At 62.5% G+C, this 14,378-nt stretch carries 13 protein-coding genes; 6 read left to right on the top strand and 7 right to left on the bottom strand.

The features are described from left to right. Nucleotides 1-16 precede the first annotated feature (16 nt). Together AO692_RS12090 and AO692_RS12085 are read left to right on the top strand one after the other, a co-directional pair. A complete protein-coding gene (locus AO692_RS12090) occupies nucleotides 17-613 on the top strand; it encodes a LysE family translocator (RefSeq protein WP_054310305.1) in 597 nt (198 codons plus the stop codon). Then, nucleotides 613-1,518, top strand: a complete 906-nt coding sequence (locus AO692_RS12085) for an NAD(P)-dependent oxidoreductase (RefSeq protein WP_244483341.1) — start codon at nucleotides 613-615, stop codon at nucleotides 1,516-1,518. The genes AO692_RS12090 and AO692_RS12085 overlap by 1 nt, the downstream gene beginning before the upstream one ends. Here the strand turns inward: AO692_RS12085 and AO692_RS12080 are convergent. Both AO692_RS12080 and AO692_RS12075 read right to left on the bottom strand, forming a co-directional pair. Continuing rightward, the gene (locus AO692_RS12080; protein WP_054310304.1) at nucleotides 1,511-2,347 is read right to left on the bottom strand and encodes a helix-turn-helix domain-containing protein; all 837 of its coding nucleotides are present in this window, start codon (nucleotides 2,345-2,347) and stop codon (nucleotides 1,511-1,513) included. The two genes, AO692_RS12085 and AO692_RS12080, sit on opposite strands and share 8 nt — an antisense overlap. A gap of 16 nt (nucleotides 2,348-2,363) precedes the next feature. Then, the gene (locus AO692_RS12075; RefSeq protein WP_054310303.1) at nucleotides 2,364-3,296 is read right to left on the bottom strand and encodes a transglutaminase-like domain-containing protein; all 933 of its coding nucleotides are present in this window, start codon (nucleotides 3,294-3,296) and stop codon (nucleotides 2,364-2,366) included. A gap of 197 nt (nucleotides 3,297-3,493) precedes the next feature. On the opposite strand from AO692_RS12075, the gene AO692_RS12070 reads away from it, so the two are divergent. Then, nucleotides 3,494-4,870, top strand: coding sequence for an MFS transporter (locus AO692_RS12070; RefSeq protein ID WP_054310302.1), 1,377 nt, complete (start codon nucleotides 3,494-3,496; stop codon nucleotides 4,868-4,870). Between the two features lie 62 nt (nucleotides 4,871-4,932). Here AO692_RS12070 and purH read toward each other — a convergent pair whose 3' ends face one another. Continuing rightward, a complete protein-coding gene (purH, locus tag AO692_RS12065) occupies nucleotides 4,933-6,549 on the bottom strand; it encodes a bifunctional phosphoribosylaminoimidazolecarboxamide formyltransferase/IMP cyclohydrolase (RefSeq protein ID WP_054310301.1) in 1,617 nt (538 codons plus the stop codon). A gap of 103 nt (nucleotides 6,550-6,652) precedes the next feature. Beyond that, complete coding sequence (locus AO692_RS12060; RefSeq protein WP_152979819.1) at nucleotides 6,653-7,075, bottom strand: GIY-YIG nuclease family protein; 423 nt, start codon at nucleotides 7,073-7,075, stop codon at nucleotides 6,653-6,655. Between the two features lie 24 nt (nucleotides 7,076-7,099). Between AO692_RS12060 and AO692_RS12055 the strand changes: the two genes are divergently transcribed. After that, a complete protein-coding gene (locus AO692_RS12055) occupies nucleotides 7,100-7,723 on the top strand; it encodes a DUF2239 family protein (RefSeq protein ID WP_054310299.1) in 624 nt (207 codons plus the stop codon). A 109-nt stretch (nucleotides 7,724-7,832) separates the two neighbouring features. On the opposite strand, the gene AO692_RS12050 is transcribed toward AO692_RS12055, so the two are convergent. The 3 genes from AO692_RS12050 to htpX form a co-directional block, all read right to left on the bottom strand. After that, nucleotides 7,833-9,557: a heparinase II/III family protein gene (locus tag AO692_RS12050; protein ID WP_054310298.1), complete on the bottom strand. Its 1,725-nt coding sequence runs from the start codon at nucleotides 9,555-9,557 to the stop codon at nucleotides 7,833-7,835. Between the two features lie 162 nt (nucleotides 9,558-9,719). After that, nucleotides 9,720-11,099 carry an RsmB/NOP family class I SAM-dependent RNA methyltransferase gene (locus AO692_RS12045; RefSeq protein WP_244483340.1) on the bottom strand — a complete coding sequence of 460 codons (1,380 nt, stop codon included), beginning with the start codon at nucleotides 11,097-11,099 and terminating at the stop codon, nucleotides 9,720-9,722. Then, a complete protein-coding gene (gene htpX / locus AO692_RS12040; protein WP_054310492.1) occupies nucleotides 11,096-12,121 on the bottom strand; it encodes a zinc metalloprotease HtpX in 1,026 nt (341 codons plus the stop codon). The genes AO692_RS12045 and htpX overlap by 4 nt, the downstream gene beginning before the upstream one ends. A gap of 228 nt (nucleotides 12,122-12,349) precedes the next feature. On the opposite strand from htpX, the gene AO692_RS12035 reads away from it, so the two are divergent. Beyond that, nucleotides 12,350-12,571, top strand: a complete 222-nt coding sequence (locus tag AO692_RS12035) for a DUF1674 domain-containing protein (protein WP_054310491.1) — start codon at nucleotides 12,350-12,352, stop codon at nucleotides 12,569-12,571. Nucleotides 12,572-12,771: 200 nt separating this feature from the next. After that, nucleotides 12,772-14,127, top strand: coding sequence for a TadE/TadG family type IV pilus assembly protein (locus AO692_RS12030; protein WP_054310296.1), 1,356 nt, complete (start codon nucleotides 12,772-12,774; stop codon nucleotides 14,125-14,127). The last annotated feature ends 251 nt before the right edge of the window (nucleotides 14,128-14,378 follow it).

The raw sequence follows: 14,378 nt of genomic DNA, 5'->3' as shown, positions 1-14,378 counted from the left end.
TCGTCCGGAGAAGGGCATGTCGCCAGAAACCGTTTTGCCGCTGGTCCTCTTTGCACTGGTTTCGTCCATTACGCCGGGTGGAGCAACGACATTGGCCACCGCTTCGGGTGCTCATTTCGGCTTTCGTCGCTCGATCCCGTTGATGGGTGGCATCGCCGCGGGGCTGGCCAGCATGGCCGCCGCCGCCGCTGCCGGGCTCGCCGGTGTCCTGGAGGCGATGCCGTCGCTGCAGCTCGTCATGAAGGGGGCCGGCTCGGCCTATCTGTTGTGGCTTGCCTGGAAGGTCGGTCGCGCCGGCCCGCCGCGCCTCGATGCCGAATTGGCGCAGCCTACAAGTTTCGTGGGTGGGGTCTGGCTGTTGTGGGTCAACCCCAAGGCCTGGGCGATGACATTGGGGGCGGCTGCCTCCTTCGCTGCACTGGCCAGTGGTCCGGCACAGCTCAGTGTCCTGCTGGCATTTGCCTTTGGCTTTGCTGCCACCGTCTCGGTGTCGCTCTGGTGCACCGCCGGGACGCTGATGGCGCGGCTTATGCGGACCGAAGCGCAATGGCGTGCCGTCAACATGATACTCGGCGCGTCGCTCACGCTCTCGATCGTGCCGATGTGGTTGTGATGCCGATGGTGCGGACGGACAACGAAATCGGCTTCATCGGCCTTGGCGTGATGGGACAACCCATGGCGCTCAACATGGCGCGGGCGGGAACGCCTCTGCTGGTGTGGAATCGGTCATTCGAGCGAAGCGAACCGTTGCGCGATGCTGGTGCAAGGGTGGCTGCAAGCTCCGGCGAGGTCTTCGCCAAGACACGCATCGTCATTCTGATGCTGGCCACCGAGCAGGCGATCGATGCGGTGCTCGCGCGTGATACGGCCGATTTCACCACTCGTGTGGCGGGCCATGTCATCGTGCACATGGGCACGACCTCCGCGGTCTATTCGCGCGGCCTGGAGGCCGATATCCACGCCGCCGGCGGCCGCTATGTCGAGGCACCGGTTTCGGGTTCGCGCAAGCCGGCGGAAGCAGGGCAGCTGGTCGTGATGCTTGCCGGCGAGACCGAGGCGGTGGAGGCGGTGCAACCGCTGCTCCTGCCGATGTGCCGCGATATGGTTCCGTGCGGCGCGGTGCCCAACGCTCTTCTGATGAAACTCGCCGTCAACATCTTCCTGATCACCATGGTGACGGGCCTGGCCGAGTCGGTGCATTTCGCGCAACGGCATGGGCTGGACCTTGCCCGGCTGACTGCCGTGCTGGATGCAGGGCCGATGGCAAGCGATGTCTCGCGCATCAAGGCGGCGAAGCTTGTCGCCGGCGAGTTCTCCGTACAGGCAGCAATCACCGACGTCTTCAAGAACAACCGGCTGATTGCCGACGCGGCGCGGGCAGCGAAGGTTGCCTTGCCTCTGCTCGATATCTGCCATGCGCTGTACGGCGAGACCGAGGCGCTTGGGCTCGGTCAATCCGACATGGCTGCCGTCATCCGCGCGATCGAGGCACGCACTGCGGCGGTGCGGGCTATATGACCGGCACCCGGATTTCGAACCCGCCCGCACCGGTGACCGGATCGAAATCCTCGCCGTAGCGCTCGATCAGGTCGGGCATGTCGCCCGGCGTCAACCCTGCTTCCGGCAAGGCCGTGGAGAAGATGGCGTGGATGGTGGCCGAAATGGTGGTGATGTGATCGTCCTGGCGGAAGATCGCCCAACGCTGCGCGGGTAACCTAATTCCAGTCAAGACGCCATCCAGTTCGGCAAAATCGTGAACTTCAACGCCGGCTAAATAAAAATAGGTATCGCCGGCGCCTGCTCCGGTTACCAGACCGTAGGTGGCGGTGCTTTTCCGGCCAGGGATCGCGCCGAGATATGGCGTGAATTCCTGCCAGACCGCGGGGATGCCGGCAAAGTCGTCGCAGGCAAAGCGGCGGCCGATGCCTGCGATCAGCAGCGGACCGGAGGCCTCGACGCGAGGTGGTGGCAGCCGCACGGAGACTTTCGGATCTTCGCGCAGCGGTTCGACCAAAGCGAGGCCGTCGAGATGGCCGCGCCCCCGGATTTCGGCCGGGGTCTGACCGAACTGATCACGAAAGGCACGCGAGAAGGCTTCGTGCGATCCATAACCCGCGTCGATGGCGACGGCGAGGATGTCCGGCGCGTCGGATGCCAATGCGCGCGCAGCCTCGGTCAGCCGCCGTCCACGCAGATAACCGGTCACGGAATTGCCGGTCGCATAGGAAAACAAACGCGACATCTGGAACCGCGAGAGGTCGCAGACCTTCGCGACATCATCGAGCGTGATGTTGCCGGCGAAGTGGCTCTCGATAAACCAGATGGCCTTTTCGACCGGTGTCGGCATGACGACGACCCGCGTTTCAGACTGCGAAGACGTCTTCCTGACGCTGGCGCAAAGCGTTGAAGACCGAATACGGCAGGGCGAGCCTAGCATCATTGGCAAAACGGCGCTGCATTGCATCAAAATTCGCGTCCGGATCGGCAGTCAGCGCGGCGACTTCGTCGAAGAAGGCAATCTCGCCGGTTGAAAGCCTGGCATCGACAGCCGGCTGCGCGCCCCAGACATCCCAAGGCAGGATCTCGCATCCGTTCAGGGTAGCGAGATCGCGGGCAAGGCTGCCGGCGACGAACCACAAGCCGCGCATCTGCGAAAACTCGATGCCGAAGAGTTCGGAATCCAGGTCTCCGCTGCGACACCGGCGCCATGCGTGGGGCGAAGTGAGGAATTGATCGCGCGGGACATCGAGAGGATCGAGGCGGATCGACAGATTGCGGGTAAAGACAGCGTCGATCTGGCTGTCGAGCAGGATCCAGCGATGTTCATCCGCCTTCCAGTATTCGCAGACCCAGTGGTCCTCATACTTGCCTGGATTGAAATAGGCGCCGAAGCCGCCTCGGCCTCGGGCCGGGATGCCATGGTGACGGAAAATGGCGACGGCAAGCAGCATGAAGTGCCGGCAGATGCCGACAAGACGGTGCTCTGGCGGCCGCGCCACGGAGAGCGGCCGGCTGTCGAGTGCCAGCACCGTGTCGATGATCTTCTCGACGGGACGGATATGGCTTTCGGCGCGGCGTTCTTCGCCAATGGGACAACCGTAGAATGACTCGGCGACATGCTCGTAGATCAGCAGGCCCTGGATAGCGCGAGCGATGCCAGCCGGATCCGACGGCAAGGCATCGAACAGGGCTGCATGACGGCCTGGCGTGCTGAAGGCGGACTGCCGGATATAAAAGTCGAGGATGGATTCAGAGGTCGAATTGGATGAACGAGGGGCCAGGACTGGGGCGGTCATGATCGTCTCCCGGGATCGAGTGGTCATCTCGACGTTCTGCCGCAGGATTTCACACTCCGCTTGATCGTGTTTGCAGCAGTGCCGTCAATATTCCTCGCGCTGGCTCACGACATCGGACCAGTATCGGGTCTTTGCAGTGTCGCGAAAAACGTGCAGACATGGGCCGCCGCGAACGGGACAAAAGCGGTGGAGGACAAATGACCGACGTGACCATGCAGCGCGCTTCCAGGCGCGGCATCTGGGGCTGGATGTTCTTCGACTGGGCAGCCCAGCCCTTCTTCACAGTCGTCACCACCTTCATCTTCGGTCCCTATTTCGTCTCGCGCCTCTCGGCGGACCCAGCCATGGGCCAGGCCGTATGGGGCTATGGACTGGCCGCGGCGGGACTTGTGATCGCGGTGCTCTCTCCGATCCTCGGTTCGATCGCCGACCAGACCGGACCGCGCAAGCCGTGGATCGCCTTCTTCGCGACAATCAAGATCATCAGCCTGTCGCTTCTGTGGTTCGCCGCGCCGGGATCGAACCTTTTCATGGTGGTGCTGTTCTTCTCGCTGGCTTCGGTGGCGGCGGAATTCTCGACGGTCTTCAACGATTCGATGATGCCGCGCCTGGTGCCCAAGGCCGAGATCGGCAAGGTCTCCAATATCGCCTGGGGGCTCGGCTATCTCGGCGGCATGGTGGCGCTGATCTTTGTCGTGGCGTTGATGGCGGGCTCGCCGGAGACCGGCAAGACGATCGCCGGCCTCGACCCGATCTTCGGTCTCGATCCCAAGCTCGGCGAGGATGCGCGCGCAACCGGGCCGCTCTCGGCGCTGTGGTACCTCGTCTTCATCCTGCCGATGTTCTTCTTCACGCCGGACGCGGTGAAGGGCATCCCGGTCGGACCGGCGGTCAGGCAGGGGCTGGCCGAGCTGAAATCGACGCTTGCCGAGGTGCGCAAGCGTGTCGGCATATTCCGCTTCCTCGTTGCGCGCATGATCTACCAGGACGGCGTCAATGCGCTGCTTTCCCTCGGCGGTGCCTTTGCCGCGGCGATGTTCGGCTGGTCGATCACCGAGATCGGCGTGTTCGGTATCATTCTCAACGTCGTCGCCATTCTTGGCTGCTGGGTCGCGGCAAGGCTCGACACCGGGCTTGGGTCGAAGGTCGTCGTGATGATTTCGCTGGTGCTGCTGACCATCGCCACTGTCGGCATCATTTCGACCGGGCCGGGCTACACGCTGTTCGGCTGGCTGCAGCTTCCCGGCGTCGATGCGGGCGGCTTGTTCGGCACGCCGGCCGAGAAGGCCTATATCGTCTACGGCCTGCTGATCGGCCTGGCGTTTGGACCGGTGCAGGCGTCGTCGCGCTCCTATATGGCGCGCAGCGTCACTGCGGAGGAATCCGGCCGCTATTTCGGCATCTATGCGCTGGCCGGGCGGGCGACCAGCTTCCTGGCACCGTTCCTGATCGCCACCGTCACAGCGACAACCGGATCGCCGCGCCTCGGCATGGCGATGATCATCCTGTTCCTGCTTGGCGGCATGGCGATCCTCGCCGGAACGCCCTATCCGGCGGACAAGGCGAAGCGATAAGGCAACAGCTTTCTCGCGTCGCTTCGCGACACCTTCTCCCCTTCGCGGGAGAAGGAAGGTGCCTAGTGCCTGAAATGCCTTGTTCCGGTGAACACCATCGCGATGCCGTGCTCGTCGGCTGCCTTGATGACGTCATCGTCACGCATCGAGCCGCCGGGCTGGATGACCGCCGTGGCGCCCGCTTCGACGGCGGCAAGCAGGCCGTCGGCGAAGGGAAAGAAAGCATCCGAAGCGACCACCGAGCCCCTGGTCAGCGGCTCGGCGTGGCCGGCGGCTTCAGCAGCATCGAGTGCCTTGCGTGCGGCGATGCGCGAGGAGTCGACACGGCTCATCTGGCCGGCGCCGATGCCAACCGTGGCGCGGTCCCTGGCATAGACGATGGCGTTGGACTTCACATGCTTGGCGACGCGGAACGCGAACTTCAGGTCGGCCATTTCGGCCTCGCTCGGCGCGCGCCTGGTGACGACCTTGAGATCGAGATCGTCGACCACGGCATTGTCGCGGTTCTGCACCAGCAACCCACCAGCCACCGATTTCAGGGCCGTGCCTGCCTGACGGGGATCGGGCAGGCCATTCGTCACCAGCAAACGCAGGTTCTTCTTGGCGGCGACAATTGCTGCTGCCTCTTCGGAAGCCTCGGGCGCGATGATCACCTCGGTGAAGGTCTTGACGATTTCTTCCGCCGCTTCGGCATCAAGCAGGCGGTTCAGCGCGACGATACCGCCGAAGGCGGAGACGGGGTCGCAGGCCAGCGCCTTGAGGTAGGCTTCCCTCAGCGAGGCAGCTTCGGCGACGCCGCAGGGATTGGCATGCTTGATGATGGCGACCGCTGCCGTGCGGACGGGATCGAATTCGCCGGCCAGTTCGAAGGCGGCGTCCGTGTCGTTGATGTTGTTGTAGGAAAGCTGTTTGCCCTGCAACTGGCGCGCGGTGGCAACGCCGGGACGGCTGTCGCCGTTGACGTAGAAGCCGGCCGACTGGTGCGGGTTTTCGCCGTAGCGCATCACGCTTTGCAGGTGTCCGCCGAAGGCGCGCCAGGTCGGCTGCTCGATTTTCAGTTCCTCGGCGAACCAGCCCGAGATGGCCGCATCATAGGCAGCGGTGCGAGCAAAGGCCTTGGCGGCCAGTTGCTTGCGGAACTCGAGCGGCAGCGCACCGCCATTGGCGCCGAGCGTTTCCAGCACGGAGGCATAATCTTGCGGCTCGGTGACGATGGCGACATAGGCATGGTTCTTGGCCGAGGCGCGCACCATGGCCGGACCACCGATATCGATGTTTTCCACGATCGCCGCATAGCCGGCGCCGGAGGCGCGTACTTCTTCGAACGGGTAGAGATTGACGACGACGAGATCGATCGGCTGGATAGCATGATCGCGCATGGCGGCGGCATGTTCGGGATCGTCGCGGACGCCGAGCAATGCGCCGTGCACCGAGGGATGCAGCGTCTTGACGCGGCCGTCCATGATCTCGGGAAAGCCGGTCAGTTCGGAAACGTCGCGCACCGCGATGCCGGCGGCAGCGATCGACTTGGCGGTGCCGCCGGTCGAAACCAGTTCGACGCCAGCCTTGGCAAGCGCCGCCGCGAAATCGATCAGTCCGGTCTTGTCGGAAACGGAGAGCAGCGCGCGGCGGACGGGAACGAGATCCGGCGCGGGAATGTTCTTGGCGGCGACGGCCATGGCGGCGGCCTTTCTGCGGGCTGAGGAAGATGGCCCGGCCCGTAGCACAAGGACGCTCAAAATCAAGCGCAGTCGGGGCTGGAAGATGCGTTGGGCCGCAAACTCAGGCTGGCAGTGCGTCCGTCTTGTCACGCCAGAAGGATAAGCGTTCCTTCAACGCGGCGCCTTCTGGCTGGATGTCTTCTTCGAAGCGCTCGACCACCTCGATGGCGATAGCGTCCCGGCCGTGCCGGTTAAAAGCGGCCTGCAATTCGGTCGAACGGTGGTTGCCCAGACTGAGCGTGAACCAGAGCCGGTTCGGCATCGCGTCCAGATCCGGCGAATGGCCGATCCAGCGCTGGCCTGCTTCAGCGCAGGTCAGCGCGTAAATGCCTGCCGGGGCTTCGCGTTTCTTGTAGGCTGCGATGGCGGCCCTTTTGTCGATGTTGCTCATGATCAAAACCTTTCCGGGCTGGATGTAGGAGCAATGTCCGGCCTTGTCAATTATACCCGGGTAATATTGACGAGAGGGCTCGAACAGGTGCATAAGGCCGAGCCAAGGAGAGTTTTGATGCCTTTGTCTTTGATTGCAGCCTGCACCGCGTTCCAGGGTGACCGCCGCATAACCAGTGGACCGCTGGTTGAAGTGGCGCTCGCCGTGAAGGCGCAGGGTGGTGCGGACACCGCTGCCCTGGTCTTCGACGATGCCACGGGGGCCGTCGTCGATCTCGATCTGCGCGGTTCGGATGCAGAGATCATTTCGCGGCTTGCCGCGCGGTTTCCACCGGTCCCGTCTACCGAACCCGTCGCTGCGGACCGATCTGCGGCGGAAGGCTCGGACGCTGGAACCCGCGGCCGCGGCCGGCCAAAACTCGGAGTGGTCGCGCGTGAAGTCACGCTGCTGCCGCGGCAATGGGAATGGCTGGCTTCTCAGCCGGGCGGTGCCTCGCAAGCGCTACGCCGGCTGGTCGATACGGCACGTCGCTCCGATGGCGACGAGAGTGCCCGGCGTATGCGACGAGAGGCAGCCTATCGCTTCCTTTCAGCCATGGCCGGAAACCTGCCTGGTTTCGAGGAAGCGTCGCGCGCCTTGTTTGCCGGCGACCTGGAGAGGTTCACGCGGGAAATGGCGAAATGGCCGGCGGATGTCCGAACTCACGCTCAGAAGCTTGCGGGATTCGCGACCGACGAATGAGCTAGAGCAATTCCAGGAAAAGTGTGTAACGGTTTTCCGTCCGGAATTGTGTAAAAACAAAGAGTTAGAGCGTCTCCACGTTTCCGTAAAAAACGGAAACGCTCTAGGATCAAGCCTTCGGCGCAAACCCGGCCTGACCGGTGCGCACCAACTGCCAATGTACTTCCGGCAGGGCCGATGCCTGGAAATGCAGCACGATCTGCCGGCTGCGGCGCGGCCCCACTATGCCGGCGAAGAAGATCGATTCCTCGACCTCCGGCTGCATTTGCGGAGAGGTGAATACCCAGATGTCGCCGCCTTCGGTGGCCAGGACCAGTCGGTCCTGCTCGTCGCGGAACAGGCTGGCGTCAGGATGGATGTGGAAGCGGATCGCGACGACGTGCTGTCCATCGCTGCGGACCGCACCGTTGCCAGCTTGCAGGAAACGGTCACGGCCAGTCAGAACATTGCCATTCGCCGACAGCACCAACTCGCGTTCGTGCAGGATTCCGAAGCGTTGGGCGTAACCGTCATGACGTGCGAGGAAACCCTGGCGACTGCCGTCGTCGAGACGCTCGCTCGACACCTTACGCGGACCGCCGAGCAGCGGCGAACCCGGCAAACCCCCAACGCGCATCGACAAGGCGAAACGCGCGGATGACGTATCGTTGACCGTCGCGGTGGAATGCGCGGCAGTGGCGCGTGCCAGCGGGCGAAATTCAGCGGCGCCGTAAGTGTCGACGCCGGCATTGACGATGTAGTGCTGGCGGCCGGATGACAGTTCGAACGACAGGCAACCGGCATGGGCCGAATTGGAAACATCGATCGGCGGCGGTGCACCGGTGTCGGCAATCACCGTCACGTCGCCCATGGCCAATCGCTCATAGCCGGAATAGGGCGCATGCAGCAGCGGGGCGCCGGCGGTGTCGTCGTGGCGCAGGATCGCTGCGATGCGGTCCTGAATGGTGGCCCCCATGCCGTTGAAGCGGGCAAGGCTGCCGTCCTGGTGGCGGAAGAAGCGCAGCGCCGGCAGCATGCGGTCGATGGCGCCGATCAATCCTGCCGGCGGCGTCTCGGCCTGATTGGCGTAGGTCTGGCGCAGCGGCAAAAGATCGGCCAGGATTTCCAGCACCGTCAGCGGATTGCGTGAGATATGGCCGCCATCGGGAAGGATCTGGCGGTCGAGTTCTTCGCCGAGATTGCGTGTTGCCGAACGCAATGCCGATGCCGGCGCGGGCAGGGACAGTGCGGCAAAGGCAAGAGCGACGCGGGCGCGCAGCCTGTCCTTGCCGTCCGGCATCTCGCGCGTCAGCGATCGCAGATAGCGGATCTGAACCGCAAGCGATTTGAGAAAGGCGCGGTAGAACGGGAATTCCGCACCTTGCAACACGACGGAGGAATGCTGCTGCCAGGCGATGATGCGCTTGGCGGTGGTGCCCGGCTCCCAGGCCGGGCCGGCAATGCGATTGCCGTGCTGGACGATCCAGTCGGAAACCAGCGCGCGTGCGTTGGCGGCGGCCAGATCGGTTCCAGCGGCGCGCATGTGGCGCAGCCAGCGGAAGCCGTGCAGCGAGCGTACCCAGCCATCATGGGCGACATCGAGCTGGAATGGCGACAGGCCACCGGTCTCGATCAGGTGGCCGGACAGCGGGAAGCGCCCATAATAGATCTCGTGCGCTATCTGCGGATCGGCCAGCCTGAGATCAGGCGGCGCGATCAGCACGCGTTCGGGCGTTCGGCCCGAATAGCGCCAACGATAAATGGGCCCGGCGCGCAGGCGCCGGCGTGCCTTACGCCAAAACTCTTTCGCGACGAGCGCCCACAGACGCGTCGTTTCGTCGGCAGCGAGTGCCAAAAAACCTCCTCGATTTGTCCCGTCCGCCAGGCTGAATTATAGGGTTCAACAATATCCTTGAAAGCGAATTCCGCCGAAAGCCCACAGATCAGGGCCGCGCCAGACCTTTTTTGGAGGGTTTCGGGTATTTTGCCGCGACAGGAAAGGCCGGAATGGTGGATTTCAGCTTGTTCTGCGCAGTCGTGCGGCAAAAAAGCCGTCGAGGCCGGATAACGCCGGATTGCCGAGATCGAAGCCGGCGGGTGTGGTGCGCAATGTGCCCTGTGGCGTCACAAAGGATGCGATGCCGGGGATTTCGTCCAGCCGAATCGGATCGTCGATGATGTCCTTCGCTTCGGTCAGGAACGTGCGGTGCAGATCCTCACCCTCGAGCGGATCGAGCGAGCAGTTGGAAAAGATAATTCGGCCGCCCGGCTTCACCAGCGTGACGGCACGCTGGAGCAGTCGGCGCTGCAAATCGGCGAGCTTACCGATGTCGGCCGGTGTCTTGGTCCACGGCACGTCGGGGTGGCGTCGCACCGTGCCGGTGGAGGAGCAGGGCGCGTCCAGCAACACGGCGTCGAAAAGCTCAGCCGGGGTGTAGTCGAACAGGTCGGACTGGACGACCTCGGCGTTCATGCCGAGCCGGTCCAGATTTTGCCGGAGCCGCGTCAGCCGGCTTTTCGAGGTGTCTACCGCCGTTACTTTCGCACCGGCCAGGACCAGCTGCGCGGTCTTGCCGCCAGGGGCGGCGCAAAGATCGGCGACACGTTTGCCGGTGATATCGCCGAAAAGCCCGGCCGGCAGGGCGGCAGCGGCATCCTGCACCCACCAGGCGCCCTCGGCAAACCCCGGCAATTCGATAACAGCAGCGGGCAGTCTCTCCACGCGCACCGTGCCTGTCGGCAGGACGATGCCGCCGAATCGCTCTGCCCAGAGCGCTGGATCGGCCTTCACCGTGAAATCGACCGGCGCCTCGATCCGATGCGCGGCGAGGATCGCATGGGCTGTCTCGGAGCCGTAGGCTTTGCGCAATCGGTCGCCGAACCACTCCGGTGCATCATCGGTCGTCGCGAGTGCCTGCGGCAGCTCCACATCCTTGGCCCGAGCCAGCGCACGCAGCACGCCGTTGACGAGACCGGAAAAACGCGCGGTGCGTGGATCGGCCTTGGCATGGGTGACGGCTAGGTCGACGGCGGCGCTGTCGGGAACATCCAGGAAAAGCACTTGCGCTGCAGCGACATGCAGGATGTGCGAAAGCGTGGTGGCGTTGGCCGGCAACGGCTTTTCCAACCGGCGTGAGAGCAGGCCGGCGATGGTCATGCGGTGGCGCAGTGCCGTCACTAGAATGGCACGAACGAGCGCACGGTCGCGACCGTCGAGTGCCCGGTATTGCGGGTGGCCATGTTCGTTGTCGGTCAGTCCGTCCAGCGGCGTATGCGCGTCAACCACCGCTGCCAGCAGTCGCGCCGCCGCCTGGCGCGCGGCAAGGCCGGGCGCTGGCGGCGCGCTGTCGGAACGATGAGAGCTTGGCTTGCCGGCAACCCTGCCGCCCTGTCTCACGACCAGGGGCCTTTTTGCCCAGACGGTTTGCGGCCCCAAGGATTGGATTTCGGCGCTTCCGGCTGCGACTGTCCATCCGGTTCGGAACCACCCCACGGGCCGGCTGGATCGGTCTGGCCATGGCGTGGCGACGGTGCGGCCTCGGGATATGCGGTTTCGCCAGCGTCACGCGCCTGGCCCATTTGCGTGGCGAGGGCCTGCAGAGCGGCGATACGGTTTTCCGTATTGGGGTGGGTGGAGAAGAGATTGTCCATGCGCTCGCCGGAAAGCGGGTTGATGATGAAAAGATGCGCGGTGGCAGGGTTGCGCTCCGCATCGTCGTTGCGGATGCGTTCGGCGCCGCGCGCGATCTTGTCAAGGGCCGATGCCAGCCACAGCGGATGGCCGCAGATCTCGGCGCCGCGCCGGTCAGCTTCGTATTCGCGCGTCCGGCTCACCGCCATCTGCACGATCATTGCCGCGAAAGGCGCGACGATCATCGCCACCAGCACGCCGATGAAGCCGAGCGGATTGTTGTTCTCGCGGTTGCCGCCGAAGAAGAAGGCAAAGTTGCCAAGCATGGAGATGGCGCCGGCAAAGGTCGCCACGATGGTCATGATGAGGGTGTCGCGGTGCTGCACATGGGCGAGCTCGTGCGCCATCACGGCGGCGACCTCTTCATGCGAAAGACGCTGCAGTAAGCCTGTGGAGGCCGCAACGGCGGCGTTTTCGGGGTTGCGGCCGGTGGCAAAGGCATTGGGCTGGTCGGTGTCGATCAGATAGACGCGCGGCATCGGCAGGCCGGCATTGGCAGCCAGGCTTTTCACGATGGCGTAGAATTCCGGCGCGCTGCGCTCATCGACCTCCACGGCGTGGTTCATCGACAGCACCATCTTGTCGGCATTCCAGTAGCTGAACAGATTGGTGCCGGCTGCGATGACCAGCGCGATCATCATGCCGCCGGAGCCACCGATCAGGTAGCCGACACCCATGAACAGCGCCGTCATGGCGGCCAGAAGCATGGCTGTGCGCATCGTGTTCAAATGTTTCTCCATCGTCGGGCAAGGGTCGATCCCTCGCCTTGGTTTCGTTGGAGCATTTCCGGCGAGAAAAGCCGCCTCCAATGCTCCATCTTCTTAATTCGCCGCAATTCCGGACGCAAAACCGCAACGCACTTTTGCTGGAATTGCTCTATATGATGGTTAGAAGCCCAAGCCGTTTCAATCCATTGGAAGAAAAGCATGCCGGACGAAAACCGCAAGCCGCATCAGATGCCGGACGAAAACCGCAAGCCGCATCAGATGCCGGGCGAAGCAGGCAAGGATAAGGCGCTGTCGCCGGAGGCCAAGCGCGCGCTGGCGGAGGCGGAAGCGCGGCGTGAAGGCTATAAACGCGCCGAGGCCGCATTGCCCAAGGAGATCGGCGGTCGTGGCGGCAACGATCCCAATCGTTATGGCGATTGGGAGGTGAAGGGTTTGACCAGCGACTTCTGACAGCCCGTTCCAGTCGCGTCTCGTGACCCGACCTTGGAACTGCGCTAGCTCGAAATTTACTCAGCATTTACCTTCGTTACGATTAGGCGTGCTGGAAAGCCCGGCTTTTACCAAGCAATCACCATTATTGGCACAGATGCCACGCCATCCGGCGGGAATCCTGCATCGCGGACATCGGTCCGGCAGGACGGAGAAGGGCGATGGCATTGGATAAATTCTTGGGGCTGGCCTGCCGTTTCGGCCGTGACCGTCATGGCAACTTCATGGTCATGGCCGGCGTCATCATGGGGTTGCTGGCGTTGGCCGTGGGCTTCGCTGTCGATGTGGGGCAAATGATGAATGCCCGCTCGGCGCTGAGCAATGCCATCGATGCCGCGGTGACCTCGACGGCGCGGGATCTGACTACGGGGACTGCGACCGAGCAGGAAGCAACCAAGGCAATAAAGGCATTCTTGAGTGCCAACAGTGCCGGCGGCATCTTGGCGTCGGATCAGATTGTGCTCGACAAAGTGGAACTGGACCGGACAGTGCGCACCCTTGAGGTGACAGCTCACGTCGACGTGCCACTCTACTTCCCCCTATTTGGTTCTGAAAAAACGCGCCGTGTTTCGCAAACAGGCGCCGCGGTCTATTCTGATCGAAAGCTGGAAGTGGCAATGATGTTGGATGTCACTTTCTCCATGTACGGGCAGAAACTTGCCGATTTGAAGAAAGCGGCAAACAGCGCGGCCAAGATATTCCTGGACGGTCAGGATGCCGCCAATCCGCGCAAGCGACTAGCGATTATCCCTTACTCCGATTCCGTCAATGTTGGACCACTCGCGGCCAAGAGTGTGTTTGCAGAAAAATATGCCAGCGACCGGTTAAAAACAGGCGGTAATACAGATGCTGCAATGTTGAAAAACCAATCGGTCGGCAATTGTGCTACGGAACGTCCAGGGCCGTATCAATACAAGGAAGATGGACCAGAAGTCTCTATGGTTCACCGTGACTATTATTTAGACAAATATGCTGAACATTATGATACGGATCCATGTCCTAGCTCTGAAATACTGCCGCTAACCGCAGATCTCTCGGCTGCGCAGGCAAGGATAAAGGGACTTGTCGCGGTTGGTGGGACAGCAGGACATATTGGTATTCAGTGGACCTGGTACATGCTTTCAGAGAAATGGGGTAGCATAATGAGTGCTTCCCAGCGTCCGGCAGCAAAAAATCCAGAGAAAATTGGAAAATTCGCGATTTTGATGACGGATGGCGAATTCAATCTGTCCTATTTCGACATCAATAATTATTTGAACGCTTATAATAACAACGGCAAACTTGCTACTCGCGAAGCGGCGAAGACATTGTGCAAAGCTATGCGTGAGAGCGGAATTGAGATTTTCTCAGTTGGCTTCCATCTCACCGAGACAAATGCAAAGGCAACAATGAAAGACTGTGCCAGCCCTGATAGTGGCAAGACAAAGCACTACTACGAAACGTCCACAGGTCCGGAACTGGAGAAGGCCTTCGAAGAAATCGCCAGAAATATCGAAGGCCTGGCGCTTACAAAGTAAAACGGAAAAGGCCGCCACATCTTGCGATGGGCGGCCTTCCGTGGCTTTCGTCCAGGCGCGGCCCGTGGCCACGATCCCTTCGGATCGTGCGCCGCGCGTCACGCGCTTCAGCGGAGAGGCTGCTCCCCGTGAAGGCGATCCGCCGGGATCACGCTCTGGAAAACGAAATCACTCGACATTGGATCACCTCCTTTCAGTTCGTTGAACACGCGCACAAGGTGGGGTGTTTTGGCGCCAAGCGCAAGTGCAAG

The sequence above is a fragment of the Mesorhizobium sp. 1M-11 genome, from assembly GCF_001303895.1.
In the GTDB taxonomy this organism is placed as follows: domain Bacteria; phylum Pseudomonadota; class Alphaproteobacteria; order Rhizobiales; family Rhizobiaceae; genus Mesorhizobium.
The sequence above is the reverse complement of the archived record's forward strand: the minus strand, read 5'-3'. Positions and strand labels throughout refer to the sequence as shown.

Bases quoted from the DNA above. Each gene is read 5' to 3' on its own strand.
- AO692_RS12090 (WP_054310305.1), top strand. From the start codon at position 17: ATGTCGCCAGAAACCGTTTTGCCGCTGGTCCTCTTTGCACTGGTTTCG.
- AO692_RS12085 (WP_244483341.1), top strand. From the start codon at position 613: ATGCCGATGGTGCGGACGGACAACGAAATCGGCTTCATCGGCCTTGGC.
- AO692_RS12080 (WP_054310304.1), bottom strand. From the start codon at position 2,347: ATGCCGACACCGGTCGAAAAGGCCATCTGGTTTATCGAGAGCCACTTC.
- AO692_RS12075 (WP_054310303.1), bottom strand. From the start codon at position 3,296: ATGACCGCCCCAGTCCTGGCCCCTCGTTCATCCAATTCGACCTCTGAA.
- AO692_RS12070 (WP_054310302.1), top strand. From the start codon at position 3,494: ATGACCGACGTGACCATGCAGCGCGCTTCCAGGCGCGGCATCTGGGGC.
- purH (WP_054310301.1), bottom strand. From the start codon at position 6,549: ATGGCCGTCGCCGCCAAGAACATTCCCGCGCCGGATCTCGTTCCCGTC.
- AO692_RS12060 (WP_152979819.1), bottom strand. From the start codon at position 7,075: ATGCACCTGTTCGAGCCCTCTCGTCAATATTACCCGGGTATAATTGAC.
- AO692_RS12055 (WP_054310299.1), top strand. From the start codon at position 7,100: ATGCCTTTGTCTTTGATTGCAGCCTGCACCGCGTTCCAGGGTGACCGC.
- AO692_RS12035 (WP_054310491.1), top strand. From the start codon at position 12,350: ATGCCGGACGAAAACCGCAAGCCGCATCAGATGCCGGGCGAAGCAGGC.
- AO692_RS12030 (WP_054310296.1), top strand. From the start codon at position 12,772: ATGGCATTGGATAAATTCTTGGGGCTGGCCTGCCGTTTCGGCCGTGAC.